The sequence below is a fragment of the Massilia sp. CCM 8734 genome, from assembly GCF_011682155.1.
GTDB lineage: Bacteria > Pseudomonadota > Gammaproteobacteria > Burkholderiales > Burkholderiaceae_D > Telluria_A > Telluria_A rubra.
The window spans coordinates 159,950-179,532 of sequence record NZ_WHJI01000001.1; the positions used below are offsets into that span (position 1 = coordinate 159,950).

Here is a 19,583-nt window from a genome sequence, read left to right on the forward strand (position 1 = left end):
GGAGTTGGAAAGACGGTTGCGGCTAGCTGGCCCCCAACCATTGGCGCTGGCGCGCCAGGCACTGCGCCAGGTCGGTGTCGGGCAGGTGGCGCAAGGCGCGCGGGCCTTGCGGTCCGGCCGCGCAGCGTTCGGCCAGGGCGTCGGCAAAGGCGGCGGCGTCGAAGAAGGGCACGGTAGGCACGTCCAGGCGCGCGGCGAATTCGAGCACGGGCGCGGTGGCCGAGGCGATCACCGGCAAGCCGGACAAGGCCGCTTCGAGGAAGGACCATGACAGCACGAACGGCACGCTCCAGTAGGCATGCACGCGGCTGATGCTGAGCAGGTCCAGGTACTGCGCCGGCGCCAGCTGGCCGGTGAAATGCACGCGCCCCAGGTCGATATGCTCGCCCACCTCGGCCAGCATGTGTTCTTTCCAGCTGGCGCCGCCGGGGGCCGCGTGGCCGTAGCCGCACGCCTCGCCGCCGGCCACGATCACGTGCGCCTGCGGGCGCCGTTGCAGCAGGTCCGGCAGGGCGCGCATGAACACCTGGAAGCCGCGCATCGGCTCCAGGTGGCGCGCCACGTAGCTGACCACCTCGTCGCCGGGCTGGAAGCTGCGCATGCCGCCCTGCGCGAGCGGCAGCGCCAGGCGCGCATCGGGCTTGAAGCGCAGCCGTTCGCAGTCGACGCCGTCGTGGATCACGCTGATCTTGTCGCGCGCCCAGGCCGGGTAGGTATTGCGCTGCCAGCGCGTCGGCGAGAGGGCGGCGTCGGCCAGTTCCATGCTGAGCAGGTTGGTGCTGTTACGCAGGCGCAGGCGCCAGCGTTCGGGCAGGCTCAGGGGAGGCAGCGACGGGTCGAAGCCGACATCCTGGCCTTCCAGCGCGTAATAGTATTCGCAGTAGATCAGCAGCCTGGCGTGCGGGAACACGTCCTTGATGAACAAGGCCTCGCCCCAGCCCGGATGGGCATAGATGACGTCCGGTGTAAAACCGTCGCGCTGGAGCTGCATGGCGCAAGCGGCGCAGGCTTCGGCGTAGCGCACATGGGTTTCCTGTTCGGCCAGCAGCGGATGGGTGTCGGCGCCGGCCGTGCGCAGCAGCTGGTAGCGGCGCAGGGTCACCCCGGGCGGCGCCACGCCGGGCGTCGCCACGCCGCCGTTCAGGCCGAGCGCCACCACCTGGTTGCCGGTTTCTTGCGCCAGGTCGGCCGCCAGGTGCTGGAACTGGGCTGGAAAATTCTGGTGGATGAACAGGATCTTCATTGCATCACCCCGGCCAGCTCGTCCCACACGGCGGCGCCGGTGGCGGGCATGCAGGCCAGCGCCCACAGGTCCCAGCGCGTTCCCTCGTGCACGCGCACTTCGGCAAAGCCGGCGCCGAGCAGCTTGCGGCCCAGGCTGGCGGTGGTAAAGCCGGTGCGGTGCGCCATGTGGCGGTGGCCGGCGGCCAGCGCGGCCTGGTGGCCGAACAGCATGTCGAGCGGGCTGATCGCGCCGGCGGCGGACTGGTACAGCGGCGCGTCGAGCTGGCCGGCGGCGATATGCAGGGCGATGGCGCGCAGGTCGGGCAGGGTGATGAGCGCGTAGCCGTCCGGGCGCAGCACGCGCCGGAACTCGGCCAGCGCGCGCGGCACCTCGAAGGCGTCGAGGTGCTCCAGGTTGTGGGCCGAGTAGACCGCGTCGACGCTGGCGTCGGCCAGCATCGACAGGTCGCAGATGCTGGCGACGATGTCGGGCGCGACGCCGGGGTCGATGTCGAGGCGGATTTCGTGCCATGCGGGGCCGTGCCAGCAGGCCGGCAACGCGCGCCCATTGCGCACGCCGCAGCCGACGTGCAGCAGGCGGCGCACGCGCGGGGCGGCGCACGCGTTTGGCGGGGGAGTCGGGCAGGCAGCCGCGCTAGTGCTCATCGGGCGCCGGCCTGGGCGAAGCGGAACGGCGCGGCGGCGGCCGGCGGCACGCCGAGCCAGGCGCTGAACCAGTAACGGGCGTCGAAGGCGGGACCGAGGCGCACCGTGTCGATCCCGGCCGGGACGTCGTCGCCTTCGCACACCAGCACCACGGCGCAGGCGCCGATGGTCAGCAGCTCGGTGTCGCCCAGCAGCGCCTCGCCGTGGCGGGTCGCCGCCGGCAGGGCGTCGACCACGCCGGTGCCCCACAGCAGTTCGCTGACCTCGCCGATGACCAGCAGGCGCACGCTGTCGTCCTTGCGCGCGGCGACCAGGCGCGCCAGGGCCAGCACCTGCGTCGCCTGCGGCGAGCCGATGCGATGGCGCCAGACCGCGATGCGGGTGCACGATGAGGCCACGCTCGTGCCTGGGGCGCAGGCGGGGGTGGCTGGCTGCGCGGCCGGCATGGGCGCCTCGGCGCCGCCCGCGCGCCGGGCCAGGGCGGCGCGCGCCGCAGCCAGCGGATCGGTGCGCAGGAAGCGCTGGTACTGGGGGTAGTAGTCGGGATAGCGCGCCACCAGCACGGCGCGGTTCTGCTGTACCCGCAAGTGTTTTTCGGCGCCGAACGAGACGCCGCCGGCGTGCGCGACGAACACGCCGGTGGCCACGTAATGGCGGTAGCCGGCGGCGCGCGCGCGCAGGCACCAGTCGACCTCCTCGCCGTAGCCGCGTTCGAGCGCGGCGCCGTCGAGCGTGCCGATGGCGGCCAGCGCGCCGGCGCGCATCAGCATGGCGAAGCCGCAGCAGGCCGGCACCTCGACATCGACCGTGGCGCCCTCGCGTTGCAGCGCGGCGGCGCCCTCGTCGAGCTCGCGCAAGCGGGCCGGGTCGGGCACGGGCGCGGCGCGGGCGATGTCGGGAAAACTGCTGATCTCGCCATTGTTCGACCAGGGCGTCACCGACGCGATGTCGGGCGCGCGGTAGAGCGCGGCGCGCAGGCGGTCGAGCCAGTCGCCGTGGACCAGGGTGTCGGCGTTGAGCAGCAGCACGTCGTGCCCGGCGCAATGGCGCAGGCCGCGATTGACGCTTTCGATGAAGCCGAGATTGTAGCGGTTGCGCAGCACGGTGATGCGCGGATCGGCTTGCAGGGTGTCGAGCCAGACCGACAGCGCGCTCTCGCCGCTGGCGTCGTCGATCAGCAACAGGCGCGCCTCGATGCGGTTGGCGGGCAGGTTGGCCAGCACGCTGGCCACGCAGGCCTGCGCCTGTTCCAGGCCGCGATACAGGGGTACCAGCACGGTCAGCGGCGCTGGCGGCGCCGGTGCAGCGCTGGCCGGGCGCGGCGCGGCGAACACCAGGGGCGAGCCGGGCAGGCAGCCGGCAGCGCCCGGCAAGGCCAGCGACCAGACCCCGTCCGGATGCGGCGGCGCGAAGCGGAAGCGCGCGCCCTCCAGGCGTACCTCGTAGTGCTGCCCGCTATGCTCGTCGTGCAGCAGCAGGCTGGCCGCCGGCGTGGCGTCGAACAGCATGCCTTCGATGTCGGCGCCGCTGCGCCAGCAGGCCCCGGCCGGGGCCAGGCCGGCCGACTGCGCGTGCGCCAGCAGGCTGGTTTGGCTGCCGGCCCGGCAGCGGCGCGGCAGCAGGGCCGGCGCCAGCGACGCCACCCGGGCCGGCTCGCCGGCGGCCAGCCAGGCGCCCAGCAGCTTGTCTTGCATATTGGGGTCTTGCGGATCGCGGCGCCAGGCGCGCAGCCACGCCGCCGCGCTCAGGCTTGAGCCAAGCGATTGCAGGATGACGGCGCGCAGCAATGCCGGCGCCACCAGTTCGGCATGGCGCCGGCACAGCGCTTCCGCGCCGAGCAGGGCGTCGGCCGGGAAGCCGGCCTGGAACGCCCCGACCGCGCGCGACAGCAAAAAGTCGTCGCGCAGGCGTGGCGAGCGCCAGGCCGAGGGCAGCGCCGTTGCCGACGCGCTCGCCACCACGTTCAGACGATATTGTGAACGACGGTCACCGATCCGACCACGACCGGTTCGACGTGGGCGGCGGTGCCTTCCAGGCTTTGTCCGGCGTCGGAGACGAAACCGGCCAGCACCGATGCGCGCGAAACGCCGCTGTCGAGCACTTTGGTCCACCATGCGAGGCCTTCGGCATCCGGCGCGCGGTCGAAGGTGTTGCGGTACAGCTTAGTGAGGAATTGCTGGTTGTCCTGCGCCGGCAGGGCCTGGTATTCGGTCGAGTTGAGGAAGCTCTGGGCAATGCTTTCCAGCGTCACCCCGGCGCGCACGGCGTCGAGCCAGAAATCGAGACCCTTGGCGTCCGGCGTGCGACCGAGCGCGGCTTCGTAGATGGTGGCCACCCCGGCCTCCTTGAAATCCTCGGCGAACACCAGCGCCTGGGTGCCGTCGAGCTGGACGAACTGGAGGTTGGTGATATCGGTGGTCTTGAGGTCCTTGAGGTTGGTGACAATGGCGTGGCCATCCTTGACCGTGACCTTGTAATCGGCGGCGTTGCCACTGAGCTGGACGATGGCGTTGCCGGTCCCGCCGACCACGGTGCTGTTGCCCAGTCCGGCAATGACGGTGTCGTTGCCGCCGCCGGTCTGCACCACGCTGTTACCGCTACCCAGGTTGAGCTGGTTGTCGCGCGTATCGGCGAGCACGAACTTGTCGGTGCTGTTGGTGCCGACGATGACGCGGTCGACCTTGTTGTCCGGCACGGAAGCGCTGCTGGTGTCCTCGAACCTGACGTTGACGCCGCCCTTGCCCTGGAACACGATCACCGGGGCATTGGTCGGCGGTGTCATGGCCGCGACGAAATTGTCGGACGAGTTGACCAGCACCACTTCGGCGCCGAACGGGGCCGTAATTTTGCCGTTGGTGTCGGGCGCGACGGTGTCGAAGCGCACGGAGTTGTCGACGGCGGCGGTCAGCTGCAAGATGCGGTCGATGGTGCCCTGGGTGAAGATGAGGGGATTGATGCCACGCAGGGTAGTGGTGGCACTCGCGCTCGGTAATTCATACATAAGTAGTTCTCCTCTTGTCGTTGAGACGCCTGCTCAAGCCGGGCCTGGCGACCGCACGCCGCTCAGGAAGCGAGTTGCTGTGCGGTACCGTTGGACTTGAACACCTTGGTGCTGGCCGATTCCTGCCAGGGATTGCGCTGGGCGCCGACCTGCTCGTCCAATGTTGCGCTCAGGGTGACTGCCGTCAGATGTTCGAGCCCGGATGGCCCGCTCAGCGGTACGGCAGATTGCAGCGGCACCTGATAGCCGCCGCTGAAGTACGCTGTACCATCGAGCCGCCATTGACTGGCGTGCGGGCCGATCAGGGCGAAGGTCACAGCGATGATGCGGCGCGCTTCGCCGCGGGTACCGCAAAATTTTCCGCTCTTGACCATCGGCAGTGCGCCGCCGCCTTCGACGACGATGTTGTAGGCCAGGTCGACGCCGTCGGGGCGGTCCGGCCACACCACCTGGAAGCCTTCCAGGCGCAGCAGGCTGCGCGGGTCGCCGAGCAACTCGCCGGGCGCGGCGATGACGTCGCCGTCGCGCTCCACATGGCCGATCAGGGTGATGCCCTGGGCGCCGATCTGGATGCCGCCGGCCGCTGGCGGCGCGGGCACGATCACCCGCGCGGACGGGGCCGGGGCGGTCGCGCCGGGGCGGTCGAGGCCGATCTGGTCGACGCGCAGCGCGGGGATCGGGTCACCCTTTTGTTCGAGAAATGCGGTCACGAGCAGGCTGACCGGCCCGCCGCTGACATGCACGACGATGCAGTCGCTGCCGTCGCGCAGCACCGCGTTGTGGGTGCCGGGCGTGCCGAGCGTTTCCAGCGTGCCGTCACCAGGCGCGCCGGGGGCGCGTGCAATGGAGAGCGGCGCCATGCCCTGCTTGGGATGGCGCAGGATATACATGCCAGGCTGAAGTAGAACTGTGGAACCAGTAATTTCCATACGGTACACCACCCAGAAGAAATAGTTGATTGGCTAAGTTTCTTATGCAAAAACTATAGCGCAAAGCAAGGGCGCGCACGTCCGGACCCCTATCTATTTTTTTTGGGTGTTGTAAAACGGGGGGACGCGGCGCGTACTGCTGAGCTACCGCGCCGCGTGCAAGCTAAGCTTGACTTTGTCCATTTGTGCGCGGTGGACGAGGGGGACGTAAGCCCGAATGCGTAGTCAATGATCCACTCGTTCAGCTCGTGGTAGGTTGTAGGCACTGACCCTGTGCCCCGGTAGTGACCCTGTGCCCCCGTAGGCCTGATCGCGTGCCCCTGCGAAACTATGCAGAACTGGCTTCTTTTCCCCAATTACTCAACAAAGTCGAAAATTGTTCTCTATCGGGTTGAGAAAATGGGCAGGCGGCCACAGCTTTAGGGCACCTCGAATTACCGGTAAATCCCGCGTAATCGCCGGTCGCAGTGCCGGCAATTGCGTTTTTTGATGCCGAATCGAGCCCTTTCCCGCCCATTTTAAGGGCGTTGAACCTCGTTTTGTGCAGTCCGGACGGACTGCGGGCGTCAGAACGCCTCGACCCGGGCCTCCTTCAAGTAGACCAGGCGCCGCAAGTTGTAAGCGGCCACCTTCCAATTGAGCTGCAACGTGGCGCGCGCCAGCCCGATCGTGCGCAGACCCTTGCCGCCCATCTCGGCCAGACTGGCAAACACATGCTCGATCCGAGCGCGAGTCTTGGCGATGCGCGTATTGCGCCGCTTTTGTGCCTGCGAAATTGGCTTGTCCTTGCTCCCTTTACGCTGGATGTGCATGCGCCAGCCCTGCTGCGTCAACCTGTCCTCGCGCTCGCCATCCACGTAGACTTTATCTGCGAGGACGTTGCGATTGGTATTCGAGGGGTCGAGCACCGCCTCGAAATGAAGGGTGTCATGCTCGCTGGCCGTGCTGACCTTGATCTTGCGTACCAGCTTGTAGCGTTTGTCTGCGTTGCCTGATACCTTATAACCGAAGTAGGACTTGCCATGTTTCTTGGTCCAGCTCGCGTCCATGTCTTTCTGCCGGCGCTTTGCGGGTTTCCACTCGATTGGCATGGCGCCTTCTACAACGAGCGCCTTTTCCTCTTTGTTCATTGACTGCTTCGGCGCCTGCACAATGCTCGCGTCAACCATCTGACCGCCACGCGCAATGTAGCCATGCCTGGAAAGCTGACGGTTGACGGCTTCAAAGATGCTCTCGCTGGCACCGGCCTTGAGCAAGCGCTCCTTGAACGTCCAGATCGTTGTCCGGTCCGGTATCTGACTACTGGAACGCAGTCCGACAAAGCGCTGGAAGCTCAGGCGGTCGAGCAACTGGAATTCCATTTGCTCGTCGCTCAGGTTGAACAACTGCTGGATCAGCAGGACGCGAACCATCAGTTCGGTCGGGAATGGCGGACGCCCGCCGCGTTCGCGGCTGGGACGGGGAGCCGCTTCGTCAACCGCATCGGCAAGCGCGACGAAGTCGACATGCTGCTCCATCACCTTGAGCGCATCACCAAGCTTGTTCAGCTTGGTTTCGCGCTCTTGGTCGGCAAACAGACTCGTCTTGATCATGAAATTAGGTTAGCAACAAGGAGCCGCTATGATGCCATGGCTGGGCGGGTTTTTCGAGGTGCCCATTAGTTATAGAGAGTTGGAAATATTAAATTCATTTTCAATATATACCGCTTTTATGTTGTTATTTGGTACAACCCAGGTAGCGCCCGAGCTTGTTGAAAATCGAGCGTCATTATTTTTAATTTCAACGCTTGTAAATGGATTTGATTCTGTTGAAATTAATATCCAATCTAAATAATCGTGAGTTTTCTTGTAGAAAAAGCCACACGAGCCATGAGATGCCCCTTCGCCGCCTGCATAGATTGATCCTGCAATATCGACGGAAAAATTATTGAATATATAAGTCAAATCGGACATGTCGATTACAATCTTATGATCAAATTCGATCCTATTCCCTTTTATTTCAAATCCAATCAATTCGCAAGAATTTATTGCTATGCAATCCGCATAAAAAAATTCTTCCTGATCTATCAGTTTTTTAACATCCACAGCGATTTATCCTATTTTCTGATATGCGTTTCTTGCCGTCTATTTTACCAATTGCTGGAGTTTCGGACGTACCATATTGTCCAAGGCCATTTTCTCTTAATCGCTTATCAAAGGCTTCACTCCATGTTTTGCCATTTGGTGATTTTGGATAGGGGTCAGAAGCATTGACTATCGTTATAGGAACACTCTTGAGACCAAGTTCCTGTGCCGCAACTAATCTTCGATTGTCAAAGCTAACCAAGGTCCCATTTCGATTTATTACTACGAGTGGATCTCCGATCCATCCTAATTCGCGCATCACAGCAGCATAATCGTTCGCGCTGACCCATGATTGACTAAAATTCAAGGAGTGTGGGTCAATCATTACCGGACTTAGTCCTAGTGGGTCGACCCAACCACTCGGATTGGCAGCATATTGATAGAGGTTGCTCCCCCCGTTCAAGCCAATCGGATCTTGGCTTATATATCGCCCACAATCTGCATCATAATAGCGGAAACGGTTGTAGTTCAAGCCAGTTTCAGTGTCATGATACTGGCCCAAAAAACGAATCGGCTGGAAATCTGCGACATCGTTCGCCGTCTCCGTTGCAACCCGAATGAGACTCTTGCGCTGCGGCGCAGCAGCTTGAACGACACGCAGCACATTCCCCCAAGCCTTGTACTCCGAAGCCCACACGATCTCGCCTTTCTGATCGGTCACCTCGTTCGGCGTGCCGAGGTGATCGGTGTGGATGTGATGGACTTCACTGCGGCGTTCGTTGTCGCCATCGCCTGCAACCGAATCGAGCTGCGCCAGCGGCACGAACGAGTCTGGCTCATACACATAGGTGCGCTCCCACTTCCCGCGCGCCTCGCACAGCAAGCGATTTCCTTCCCACACAAATCGAGTCATGCCAAACCTATCACGCTTGGCTATCCTGCGCCCGAACGGATCGTAAGCGTACTTGATGGTCTGCACCGTCGGATTCGGTTCCTGGGCGTTGCGCGTCACCACTGACTTGACCAGCTGATGCGCCGCATTCCATTCCAGCTTCAGGCGCGTGTGCTTGCCAGTCAGCTTTTCGGTCAGGTTGCCGTGCGCATCGTAGTCATAGCGCTTGTCCTCGAACACGCGCACCCGGTTGCCTTCGACCCGGCCGGCGCTGGCAACCGTCTCATCGAGCAAATTGTGGGCCGGGTCGAACGCAAAGCGCTCCGCCAGATTCGGCTGCACGGCGCTCATGATGCGGCCGATCACGTCATAGCTGTAAGTCTTGCGTCCGTTGCGTTTGTCATCGACCGCGAGCAGGTTGCCGCTCTCGTCGTACTCGTAATGGCGCGCGATCACCGGCTTGGTGCTTGCACCGACGCCCAGATGTCCTGCAACCTGCGCCAGCAGCCGGCCCACCGGGTCGTACTGGAACTGACTGGTCAGCGTGCCTTGGGTGCGGCTGGTGGCCCGGTGCAGCTTGTCGCGCTCGATGTCGGTGATGACATCGCCGTCGATGTTGATCTGGTGCAGGTGTCCCGAACCATAAAACAGGTTGTTGAGAACCCGTCCGTCGGGCAAGACCGTCTTGATCCGGTTGCCCAGTTCATCGTACTCATGGCGCAGCTCGGCGCTGAAGTCGCGGGCCTTCGTATGCTCGCCCACCAGCTGGCCCAGCACATCGTAGCGCAGGCTTACTTCGGCGTCGGCATTGATGGCCTGGGTCATCCGTCCGAGCGAATCGTAGGCATAGCGCAGGCGCACTTGTTCAGCCTGGGTGTCGCCCGTCGCGCGAGAGATGAGCGTTTCGACGAGCTGGCCGGCGCTGTCGCGACTGTAGTGCGTGTCGATGCGCGTGTACGCGTTGCGCGCGCCGCTGCCAAGTTCTTCCTTGGCGGTGATCAGGCCGCTGTCGTCGTAACGGTAGCGCGTCAGGCGCGCATCGAAACCGGTTTCTTCGATCAGGCGGTCGAGCGCGTCGTAGACGAAACGGTGCGCGTCGCCATTTTCGTTGATCAGCTCGGCCACACGGCGGGCGTCGTCGTAGCGATATTCCATCACTCCACCGCGCGCGTCAATGCGTTTGAGCGGCTGTCCATCGGTGTCGAGGACATAGCTGGTGCGATTGCCAAGCGGGTCGATGTGCGCGATCAGGCGTCCCAGCGGATCGTACTCGTAGCTTTCACCGCCATCCGGCTTTTCAGTTGTCAGAGGTCTGCCAACCGCATCATAGGTGTAGATGGTGTTGTTGCCGTTGGCGTCGGTGGTGCGCAGCAGCTGGCCCTTGTCGTTATAGCTGAAGTGGGTCGTGTTGTTCGAGCAATCGGTATAACTGATCAACTGGGCTGCGCTGTTGTAAGCTAGTTTCTTGACGCCACCGGCGGCATCCGTCACCTTGACCGGCAAGCCATTTGCATCATACTGATATGACGTGCGCTGGCCCAGCGCATCGGTCACGCTGGCCAGGTTGCCGAACTCGTCGTAGCGCAGGGCGGTGGTGGCGCCGAGCGCGTCGGTGATCAGCGCCGGCTTGTCGAACCGGTTGTCGTAGACGATGCCGGTTCCCTTGCCGTCGCTTTCAATGCGCGTTACTCGGCCACGCTGGTCGTAACGGTAGCTGACGCTGCGCCCACCGACATCAACGATGGCGAGGATATTGCCGTTGCTGTCGAGACGGCGCCTTGTCACGCCTCCGGCCGCGTCCACCTTGCCGATGAAACGCTTTCTGGCGTCGAAGCGGTAACGCTCTTCGCGTCCCAGATTGTCGGTGACGACGGTCTCCTGTTCCAGGTAGCGTAAGCTCCACGACAAGCCGTTGTTGGTCCAGTTGCGCGTGACCTTGCCGCCGGCGGCGTACTCATCGTATTCATAGCGCGATACCAGTCCGCCAGGCTGGCTGTGTTCGACCATGAGGTGATTGCGATAGGCAAACTGGCGTGTTACGTCGCCTTTGCCGTTGCTGACCTTTGCCAGGTTACCGCTTGCATCGTATTCGTACTCGACCAGCAGCTCGGTATCGGTCTCGGGCTCGGCCGGCTGCATGGCAATGCTGCGCAAGCGTGGGAAACCCCGATGGTCTTCAAACGCCAGCAGGTAGCTGCGCCCGGCGCTGTCCTCGACACGCTCGGGCAGTTGACGCTGATTGTACGTGATGCTGATCCGGTTGCCGTTGGCATCGACCTGGCCGACCAGGCGTGCAATGTTGTTCCCCGTGTCGGACAGGGCGAAAAGATCGCGCTCGCCTTTTTCATCGATTAGCTCGAAATTGCGGTCGTGCGTGCGCACCAGCGTGATTTTTTCGGACGGTGAGTACAGCGATTCACCGATGTCCGATAACGAGAAGGTGATCTCGCGTGCAAAAACGTCGAGCACGACAACACTGTCGACATTGATTTCCAGCGCAATCGATAGTGGTGTGCTCCAGCCGGAGCCCAGCCACCCGACTTGCCGTTGGCCCGAGCTGTAAGTGCGTTGCCAGGCTAGCGGCAGCGCCGCTGGCAACGCAAAGTCCAGGTCGATGAAGTCGGCAAGGATCTTGTTACCAGAAATAGGATTAACGGGACGGGCGACCCACACGCATTTCTCGCATGGTATCTTCGCTTGCCCTTCGCTTTGCTGTTCGTTCTGCTTGGGCTTGGCAGCCTCCGGCTTTGCTGGCGCCGGTTTTCCCACGCTTGGCCCCGTGCCCGGTCCCTCGGCCGCTGCCGAGGTTTTGATCCTTAGTTTTGGGTGGTTCATAACGATCTGCTCGTTCTTTGCTAACCATGCGGCAAATCCCTGTCCTAATTTACCTGAGGAAATTTTTTTAAGCACTGCTGACGTGAGTTTATTGGCGTACACCGCCGCAACCGCCCCAAGCAGTCCGATAATGAGGAAGAATTTGCCTTGTGCAAAGGACTGCGCCGCCTGATTGGTCATTTCGAGGCGTTTTGCACGCTGGCTTTCCGGCAGCATGCCGGCACGGACAGCTAAAGCAAAGCCCTCGATGATGGGCGAGAATAGCTTGCACACCATGGGAACGAAGACGGTTGCCAGGTCGCGCAGCCCGACTAACGTCATGATAGCCATGGCAATATCTATGCCTACCTGCGCGCCGACGACTGCGCCAGGTATCGCGCCGACGCCGCCGGCCAAGGCACCAAGGGAACCACCCACGGCTCCACCCAATACAGCGCCACCGCCAAGGTACATCGCAATTTCTTTGGCTACGTCAATGAGTATCGGTCGGACTACGCTGAAGTCGAGACCCTCGACGGTGGCCGATAACCGCGCTAAGACAAGGTAATTCGAGGTTTCCAGCGCATGGTTTACCGCAGCAACGATACGTCCTACCGGAAATTGGTCCGCCACGTCCCGCATGCTGGGTAGGGGATATGATTTAGACAATTGTTTCAGGTGTCTATGAAAATCGTCGACTGCCTTCGCGCTACCCGGCAGATAAATTCGCTCCAAGTTGCTCAAGGCTTTGCTGATCTGTGGGAACTCATTAGAGATGTCAACAGTGAACATGGAGCGGATCTTTCTTGGCGGGTAAGGTAAATCAGTTTGCTTGATATTTCGAATGCAATCTTGTGCATACACCAGTTTATACGATATTGAACTGCCAACTCAAAAACCGGGCTGATGTGGACGAATTACCAGCTCGCACGAGCCCGCAACGCCAGGCTCAGCGCCGCTGTCCCGACGTGCCTGCGGCTGGTCCGTTCGGCAGCGCGGCAGGCCTGTCAGAGCGCGCCGTTGGAACAGGCGTCTGCGGCGTAGCCGCCAAACGCGGCACCCGGCGCGCCGTTTCAATGCCCTGGTTGAACAGCACCTGGAGCGGATTGCCCAGGTAAGGCAGCACCATCACGATCACCAGCATGCCCACCCCCAGTGTGATCGGAAAGCCAATCCCGAAAATGTTTAACTGCGGCGCGGTGCGCGTCAAAATGCCCAGCGCGAGTGGTGGATCTGCTGCAGAAGCGCCGGCGCGGCAACGGACATGACACGATTCCTGGTCAGGTGCCCTGCACCGACAAATTTGAATGAGAATTATTATCAAAATAGACGACGCCCGGATTGCATGGCAATTTCAATCGTGGGCCTGGGATGAACGATCTGGCAGCGCTGCTGTGCCACCGGCTTGACTGTCATTGCGTGGCGGCGCGGTATGCCGCTTGAACCGCCGGGATCAGGGAGGGATGAAGGATGCCCAGCTTGGGTATTTGTCCATGCGGCGCCGCAGGGGCACCGAGAACCACTCGCTGGTATATGGCAAGTCGATGGCGCGCTTAAGATCGAACTTTGTATCGTACCTCAATCCGGCCGCTTGAAAGCCGGCCCGGTTGCGGTCATGCAGTATGGAAAATTCGCCACGGTGAAGTGTCGTGGTGCGCTGGCTTGTGCCATAGGCGACTCGGACATGGAATGACGGTGCATCGTCGTCAAACACCTGCAGGATGAGCGCTGGCCTGGGCTTGGGACGTTGGCTGACGTTGTCCGGGAAGCGACACCAGACGATCTCTCCAGCGGTGGGCTCGGCCCACCACAGCGGTTTCATGGGGTCTTGATGTCAAACAGGCTCGACCTGACATAGCGTTTGACGCCTTGTGGTACCGCATTTGCGATGTCGCGCATTTGCTCGTCTGTCAGGGGGCCATCGTCGGCGTCGTATTGCGGTAGAAGCCTGGTTGCGAGATCGCGCAAGGCTTGATGGATTGCCTCAGTCTCATCAACACCCAGTAACTCGGCGAGGCGCTTGGCTGTTTCTCGCGTAACACCGGTGGCGCTATCAGTCGCGTGGTAGCGAAATGCAATTTGATCGGTCATGGTTGGGGTAGTCACGATGTTGTTCCTCACGGGGATGTCTTAAGTTATCCATGCGTTCATCCTTTGTCAAGCAGGTACTGCACGAAAAACTATGAAGGGCAGGAAGTCATGCATTTCCAGGGTCGATCATTGGCGGTTCCTGACGACGCCTTGAGCGTGGCATCCCTCCTTGATACCCACCCGGCATGTCCCCACCCGGTTGTTGCAAAAATTCAAAATTAATCTTGTGTCAAATGCCAATCCAGCAATACTATTAGTACAGTTTAGTTGCATTATTTGCAGCCAGGCCAGGGCGGCTTTTTTGACCAAAAAACATGCCCGTTGATCCGGAACAATGCGCAGGAAGACATCTCACCACGACCAGAATATTGACCAAGCCGCGAAAGGGCACCGCATGACAATGAAGCCTTGGAATCCGCTGTACAACGGCGGGTTGCAACATCCGCGTAGCGCCGCATGCAAGAAATCCTCCCTTGCCCTGTGTATCACCCTGGCCTTCGCCGCCGCCGCGCCCTTGGCGCAGGCCGCCGTGGCCGCACCGGCCGCAGCGCCGGTCTCGAGCCAGCGCGCCGCCCCGTACTGGCAGGATGCGACCGTCTCGAGCGGCCGCATGGGCATCGCCAGCGCCAAGACACCGGCCCTTTCGCTCAAGCGCTTCCGTGGCGCCACCCTGGACGCGGCCGGCATGGCCTCGCTCACCGCCAGCGCCCCGCTCGAACGCGGCAGCAGCATGATGGCCAGCAGCCAGACCATTTCGCTGCCGCACCCGGATGGCGGCTACCAGCGCTTCACCCTGGTCGAGTCCCCCATCATGGAAGCCGCGCTCGCCGCCAAGCACCCCGGCATCAAGACCTACAAGGGCCGGGGCATCGACGACCCGAGCGCCACCTTGCGCATGGATATCACCCCGCTCGGCTTGCACGCCTCGGTACGTTCAGCCAACGGCGGCTGGTACGTGGACCCGTACTACCATCTCGATACCAGCCTGTACGCCAGCTACAGCCGCAGCGACCTGATCAACCAGCACGGCCCGCTGGTCGAAGGCGCGCTGCCCGAAGCGCAACTGGCGCTGTCGCATTCCTTCTATAAAGAAGGCGTTCCGGTCGAGGTGCTCGGCACCGGCTTCGCGCCCGGCGCCACTGTCAACCTGAGCGTGCGCGGCGAAGGCGACACGGCCACCCTGCACAGCGCCACCGCCACGGCCGATGGCCGGGGCACGATCCGCGTGACCCTGCCGGCAGGCCGCGCCGGCGCGTTCGACCTCAGCGCCACCGACGGCCAGAACACCAGCGCCGTGCCGTTTCGCGTGATGGATGGCGCCATGGCGCCGAACGTGGCCGTCAGCGACCAGTTGCGCACCTACCGGCTGGCGCTGGTCACCGACCCGACCTACGCCACCTATTTCGGCGGCGCGGCCAACGTCACCGCCGCCAAGGTGACGCTGATCAATCGGGTTTCGCAAGTGTATGAAGACGAGACCTCGATCCGCCTGGTGCTGATCGACGCCACCGACGCCCTGAACCTGGACACCGCCGCCCAGATGACGGAACCCAACGGCCCGTGCGGCGCGGCGGCGTGCTTCACGCCGACCCAGGCCGAAGGCTGCGGCAGCGGCACCTTGTCGCGCAACCGCGTCGTCACCGGCTTGCTGGCCGGCGCCGGCAACTTCGACGTCGGCCACATCGCGCTCGGCCTGAACGGCGGCGGCGTCGCCAGCCTGGGCGTGGTCGGCGCGAACGGCAAGGCGCAGGGCTGCACCGGCCTGCCGAAACCGATCGGCGACTCGTTCGCGGTCGACTATGTGGCGCACGAACTCGGGCACCAGTTCGCCGGCAACCACACCTTCAACGGCGTCATCTCCAATTGCAGCGGCGGCAACCGCAATCCGGGCACCTCGGTCGAAGTGGGCAGCGGCTCGTCGATCATGGCCTACGCCGGCATTTGCGGCGCCGACAACCTCCAGCCGCACAGCGATCCGTACTGGTCGCAGCGCAGCTTCGATGAAGTCGTCGCCTACACCTCGAGCGCCGAGTCGATCCTGAACGAAGTGCAGGTCGCCGCGCTGCGCGGTTTCAATACGGCCGGCCAGCAATTCCGCATCAAGGTCAATGGCAACCTGTCGGCGCCGATCGTACGCGGCACCAACTACACCACGGCCGGGGTCAAGGCCGCGCTGGAAGGCAGTCCGGGATGGCCGGCGGGCGGCACGGTGAGCGTCAGCGCCCTGAGCGACGCGGCGTTTACCGTGACGTTCAACGGCAAGCTGGCCGGCCTCAATGTCGCGCCCCTGCAACTGGTCGACTTCACGGCGGGATCGAGTGGTTTCGTGGGCGAAGTCGCCGTGGGCGGGCCGACTACGCGTGGCGGCAGCGTCGTCGCGACGGGCAACAACGCGCCGGTGGTGACGGTGGCGGCCAGCTACACGATTCCGGTGCGCACGCCGTTCGCCCTGACCGGCAGCGCGACCGACGCCGATGGCGACCCGCTCACCTACATGTGGGAGCAGAACGACCGGGGCGCCGCCGGCGGCACCGGGCTGACCAGCAACGTCAAGCTCAATGGCCCGCTGTTCCGCCAGTTCGGCACGCGCGCCACCGTGAGCGCCGCCGCCACGCTCGAGTACAACTCGCCGGGCGAAAACCACACCACAAGCGATCCGACGCGGGTGTTCCCTGACCTGGCGCAGATCCTGTCGAACAACACCAACGCGATGACGGGCGCGTGCGCCGTCGCGGCCACGCCGCCGAGCCTGGCCGACATCGAGTGCTATTCGGAATATCTTCCGACCGCAGCCTACGTCGGCCTGGCCGGCACCAACGCGGCGCCGGCCTCGCTCAACTTCAAGCTGACGGCGCGCGACGGCCGGGGCGGCGTCAACAGCGCCAGCACCTCGCTGGTGCTCGCGCCCGAGGCCGGCCCGTTCCTGGTCACGTCGCCCAATACGGCGCAAACGCTCGATCCGGGCTCGCTGCAGACCGTCACCTGGAACGTCGCCAACACCGACGTGGCCCCGGTCGGCGCGGCCAGCGTGAACATCGCGCTCTCGACCGACGGCGGCAAGACCTGGCCGGTGCTGCTGGCCGAAGGCGTGCCCAACAACGGCAGCGCCCAGGTCACCTTGCCGGCGGCGCCGGCGTCGGCGGCGCGGATCAAGGTGGAAGCGGTGGGCAATGTGTTTTTCGACATCTCCAACGCCGACTTCGGCATCCACCTCGCGGGCGACCAGAACATGGACGGCAGCGTCGACTGCGCCGACCTGGCGCTGGTCAAGGCCGCTTTCGGCAAACGCACGGGCCAGGACGGTTTTGACGCGCGCGCCGATGTGCTGGCCGACGGTGTCGTCAACGCACGCGACCTCACTTACGTAGCGCAGCGCCTGGCCAAAGGCGCCGCCTGCAACTGACCGTAGCACGGCCGGCCGGGTGCATGCGCATCGGGCCGGTCGTTACCGCATATTGAGCCCCACGGGGCATGAGGATGAACAGATGACGACATTCAAGAAACTCTTCGCCGCCATGATGCTGGCCGCGAGCACGCAGGCGTTTGCCATTCCGACGCTGTCGGTGAACGCCGTGCCGTCGCCGGTGGTATCGGGCGGCAAGGTCGACCTGGCGGTGAATATTTCGGATATTACCGACCTGTACGGCTACCAATTCACGCTCAGCTTCGATGCGGCGCTGCTCAAGGCGAGCGGTGTCAAGGAGGGGGCGTTTTTGAGCGGTGCAGGCACGACCTTCAGCGACGGCGGCACGATCGACAACGCGACCGGCACGATTTCATTCGTGTTCAACACGCTCGTTGGCGCGGGGCCGGGCGCGTCCGGCAGCGGCGAGCTGGGGCTCTTCAGTTTCGATACCTTCGGCAACGGCAATGCGGCGCTGACGTTTTCCGACGTGCTGTTCCTGGACGCCAACCTGAACGAGATTGCCGTGGCGGCCGATGGCGGCTCGGTGCAGGTGGTGCCCGAGCCGGGAAGCTTCTTGCTGATTGGGATCGGGCTGGTGGCTGCGGGCGTGGTGCGTCGACGCCAACAGGCGGCGCGTCACTGATTGATTGATTGATGATGTCAGGCCTGGCACTGCGCGAGCCACCGCGAGCGCGGGCGCACCGGGAGGCAAATGGACAGTACAGATATTGCCTCTGAAGTATTAGCCGCATACGAACGCGGCGAACGGTGCTTTCAAGGCCTGACGATCTGCCGTGAGAGTTTCGAGGGGCAGGTGTTGGAGGATGTGGTGTTTCAGGACTGCAATTTGTATGCCGATTTCAGGCATGCCAATCTGCGCAACGCCACATTTCGCAATGGCGGCATCAAAACCTGCGATTTCAGGGATGCCGACTTGACCGGCGCCCGTTTCGAGAATGTGTCCGTTGAAAGCTCGCAATACGCACGAGCAAAAACGGATGGGGTTTGTTGGAACAACAACTGGGCCTACGGCAGCATCTCAACGCAAGACGATTTTGACAGCTGGATCAAAGACCATGAAGAGTAGTCTCAGCGGTAACCACGCCGTGCCTCCCCAGGGGCGGTAAACGTGGTGGATGTTGTTTTTTGTTTACAATGCTGTCCTCCTAAATTCCTCCCCGATAATTACCTCTTCCTCCGTCCGCGCCCTATGGGGTCGCCCCCTCGTGTTGCATGCAGGCACTTACTTCCGCTGTAAATCTGTTTCATAAAACAAAAGAAAATTTGACACATTTTCTGAAAGCCATTCCAATGGCGCATGCATATACCTATGCGAGTACATTTAGACAATAAAAGTTTTTTGTTAGCAAGGTGGCGGACATCGTTCCTCCACCTATTAAAGAAGTCATCAGGAGTGCAATTGAAAAGAATTATCAGGTGCAGTATGGCCGCAGTCGTATCAGGTGCGCTGGCTTCGCCAGCAATGGCGCAGGGCAGCATCACCGTCGGGGGCGTTCTCGACACCGGCTTCATGTCGGTCAGCAATATCGGAGAAGGTTCGCAATCGAAGATCGTTGCGGGCGATGGCATCATGGGCATGTCGCATGTGGGCGTGCGCGGCAAGGAAGACCTGGGTGGCGGCGTGAACGCCGTGTTTACCCTGCAGGCGGGGATCAAGCCCAGCAAGGGCAGCCAGACGTCGACGGGTCTGCTGTTTTCCCGTAACGCCTACGTCGGCCTGGATGGTGCTTTGGGCACGCTGACGGTAGGCCGGCAATGGGGTTTCAATGACGACTGGATGGTGGGCAGCGTGTTCATGGGGGGCTACCATGCCGGCGGGGTGTTCAAGTTGACCGAGTTCGAGGCCCTCAGCGCGGTGTATGACAACACCATCAAATACGTCACCCCGACGGTTGGCGGCCTGCAGGGTGGGGCGATGTACGGGCTTGGCGAAGTCGCTGGCAAGGCTTCCGCAGGCAGCATGTACAACCTGGCGCTGCGTTATGCGCAGGGACCGTTCTACATGGTCGCCAGCTACGCTCATGAAGAGGCGGCCAACGCCAGCGCGAGCGTTTACACGGTCAGCACCGTGGGCGCCAGCTACAGCGTCGGCGCATGGCGTGCGCGGCTCGGCTATGCCGCCAGCGATATCGGCGGTCCCGGCAAGTTCCAGTCCATTATCAGCTTACCCAAGAGTAAGGCCAGCGTTGTCGAGGCCGGCGTGGACTATACGGTGTCGAGTGCGTTCACAATGTCGGGTAACGTCGTTTATCGCGAGAACAAGACCTTCTCCAACAAGACGACCGTGCTTCGTTGGCTCGGCCGCTACACCCTCTCCAGTCGCACCAGCCTGATCGCCAACGTGGCGTATCTGAGCAATGCCGACGGCGCGACGGAAGCGCTGGTCAACAACAGCTCGCCCCTGGCCGGGCTGGGAGGGGCCATCGCCGACCAAAGCCAGACCGGCATTGCATTGGGCATCATCCACTCGTTCTGA

General features: G+C 62.8%; 14 protein-coding genes and 1 pseudogene. 4 read left to right on the plus strand and 11 right to left on the minus strand.

All coding sequences use genetic code 11. The annotated features are described in order from the left end of the window. Positions 1 to 22 precede the first annotated feature (22 nt). The 11 genes and pseudogenes from F2P46_RS00675 to F2P46_RS00725 all read right to left on the minus strand — a co-directional run bounded on the left by F2P46_RS00675 (position 23) and on the right by F2P46_RS00725 (position 13,695). Positions 23 to 1,243 (minus strand): glycosyltransferase, encoded by a 1,221-nt coding sequence (locus tag F2P46_RS00675; protein WP_166884308.1) that lies wholly within the window; start codon positions 1,241 to 1,243, stop codon positions 23 to 25. Beyond that, positions 1,240 to 1,890 carry a class I SAM-dependent methyltransferase gene (locus F2P46_RS00680; RefSeq protein ID WP_166884310.1) on the minus strand — a complete coding sequence of 217 codons (651 nt, stop codon included), beginning with the start codon at positions 1,888 to 1,890 and terminating at the stop codon, positions 1,240 to 1,242. Before F2P46_RS00680 ends, F2P46_RS00675 begins: the two co-directional genes overlap by 4 nt. Next, positions 1,887 to 3,848, minus strand: a complete 1,962-nt coding sequence (locus F2P46_RS00685; RefSeq protein WP_166884311.1) for a glycosyltransferase family 2 protein — start codon at positions 3,846 to 3,848, stop codon at positions 1,887 to 1,889. Before F2P46_RS00685 ends, F2P46_RS00680 begins: the two co-directional genes overlap by 4 nt. A 5-nt stretch (positions 3,849 to 3,853) precedes the next feature. Next, entirely contained in the window at positions 3,854 to 4,891 is a 1,038-nt protein-coding gene (locus F2P46_RS00690; protein ID WP_166884313.1) for a DUF4214 domain-containing protein, read from the minus strand. A 62-nt stretch (positions 4,892 to 4,953) separates the two neighbouring features. Further along, entirely contained in the window at positions 4,954 to 5,781 is an 828-nt protein-coding gene (locus tag F2P46_RS00695; protein WP_166884315.1) for a hypothetical protein, read from the minus strand. Between the two features lie 605 nt (positions 5,782 to 6,386). Next, a complete protein-coding gene (locus F2P46_RS00700; RefSeq protein ID WP_166884317.1) occupies positions 6,387 to 7,412 on the minus strand; it encodes an IS5 family transposase in 1,026 nt (341 codons plus the stop codon). A gap of 69 nt (positions 7,413 to 7,481) precedes the next feature. Then, the gene (locus F2P46_RS00705; protein ID WP_166884319.1) at positions 7,482 to 7,904 is read right to left on the minus strand and encodes a hypothetical protein; all 423 of its coding nucleotides are present in this window, start codon (positions 7,902 to 7,904) and stop codon (positions 7,482 to 7,484) included. After that, positions 7,894 to 12,381 (minus strand): DUF6861 domain-containing protein, encoded by a 4,488-nt coding sequence (locus tag F2P46_RS00710; RefSeq protein WP_166884321.1) that lies wholly within the window; start codon positions 12,379 to 12,381, stop codon positions 7,894 to 7,896. Before F2P46_RS00710 ends, F2P46_RS00705 begins: the two co-directional genes overlap by 11 nt. Positions 12,382 to 12,538: 157 nt before the next feature. After that, positions 12,539 to 12,814, minus strand: a pseudogene (locus F2P46_RS00715) (flagellar biosynthetic protein FliR); the annotation flags it as partial. Positions 12,815 to 13,042: 228 nt separating this feature from the next. Further along, positions 13,043 to 13,411, minus strand: coding sequence for a type II toxin-antitoxin system PemK/MazF family toxin (locus F2P46_RS00720; RefSeq protein ID WP_229508914.1), 369 nt, complete (start codon positions 13,409 to 13,411; stop codon positions 13,043 to 13,045). Continuing rightward, entirely contained in the window at positions 13,408 to 13,695 is a 288-nt protein-coding gene (locus F2P46_RS00725) for a hypothetical protein (protein WP_368737863.1), read from the minus strand. The genes F2P46_RS00720 and F2P46_RS00725 overlap by 4 nt, the downstream gene beginning before the upstream one ends. 379 nt (positions 13,696 to 14,074) lie before the next feature. Between F2P46_RS00725 and F2P46_RS00730 the strand changes: the two genes are divergently transcribed. From F2P46_RS00730 to F2P46_RS00745, 4 genes are all read left to right on the plus strand, one after another. Further along, entirely contained in the window at positions 14,075 to 17,083 is a 3,009-nt protein-coding gene (locus F2P46_RS00730) for a M12 family metallo-peptidase (protein ID WP_229508916.1), read from the plus strand. A gap of 82 nt (positions 17,084 to 17,165) precedes the next feature. After that, positions 17,166 to 17,729, plus strand: coding sequence for a cohesin domain-containing protein (locus tag F2P46_RS00735; RefSeq protein ID WP_166884691.1), 564 nt, complete (start codon positions 17,166 to 17,168; stop codon positions 17,727 to 17,729). A gap of 69 nt (positions 17,730 to 17,798) precedes the next feature. Next, positions 17,799 to 18,173 carry a pentapeptide repeat-containing protein gene (locus F2P46_RS00740; protein WP_166884322.1) on the plus strand — a complete coding sequence of 125 codons (375 nt, stop codon included), beginning with the start codon at positions 17,799 to 17,801 and terminating at the stop codon, positions 18,171 to 18,173. A gap of 357 nt (positions 18,174 to 18,530) precedes the next feature. After that, positions 18,531 to 19,583, plus strand: a complete 1,053-nt coding sequence (locus tag F2P46_RS00745) for a porin (protein ID WP_166884324.1) — start codon at positions 18,531 to 18,533, stop codon at positions 19,581 to 19,583.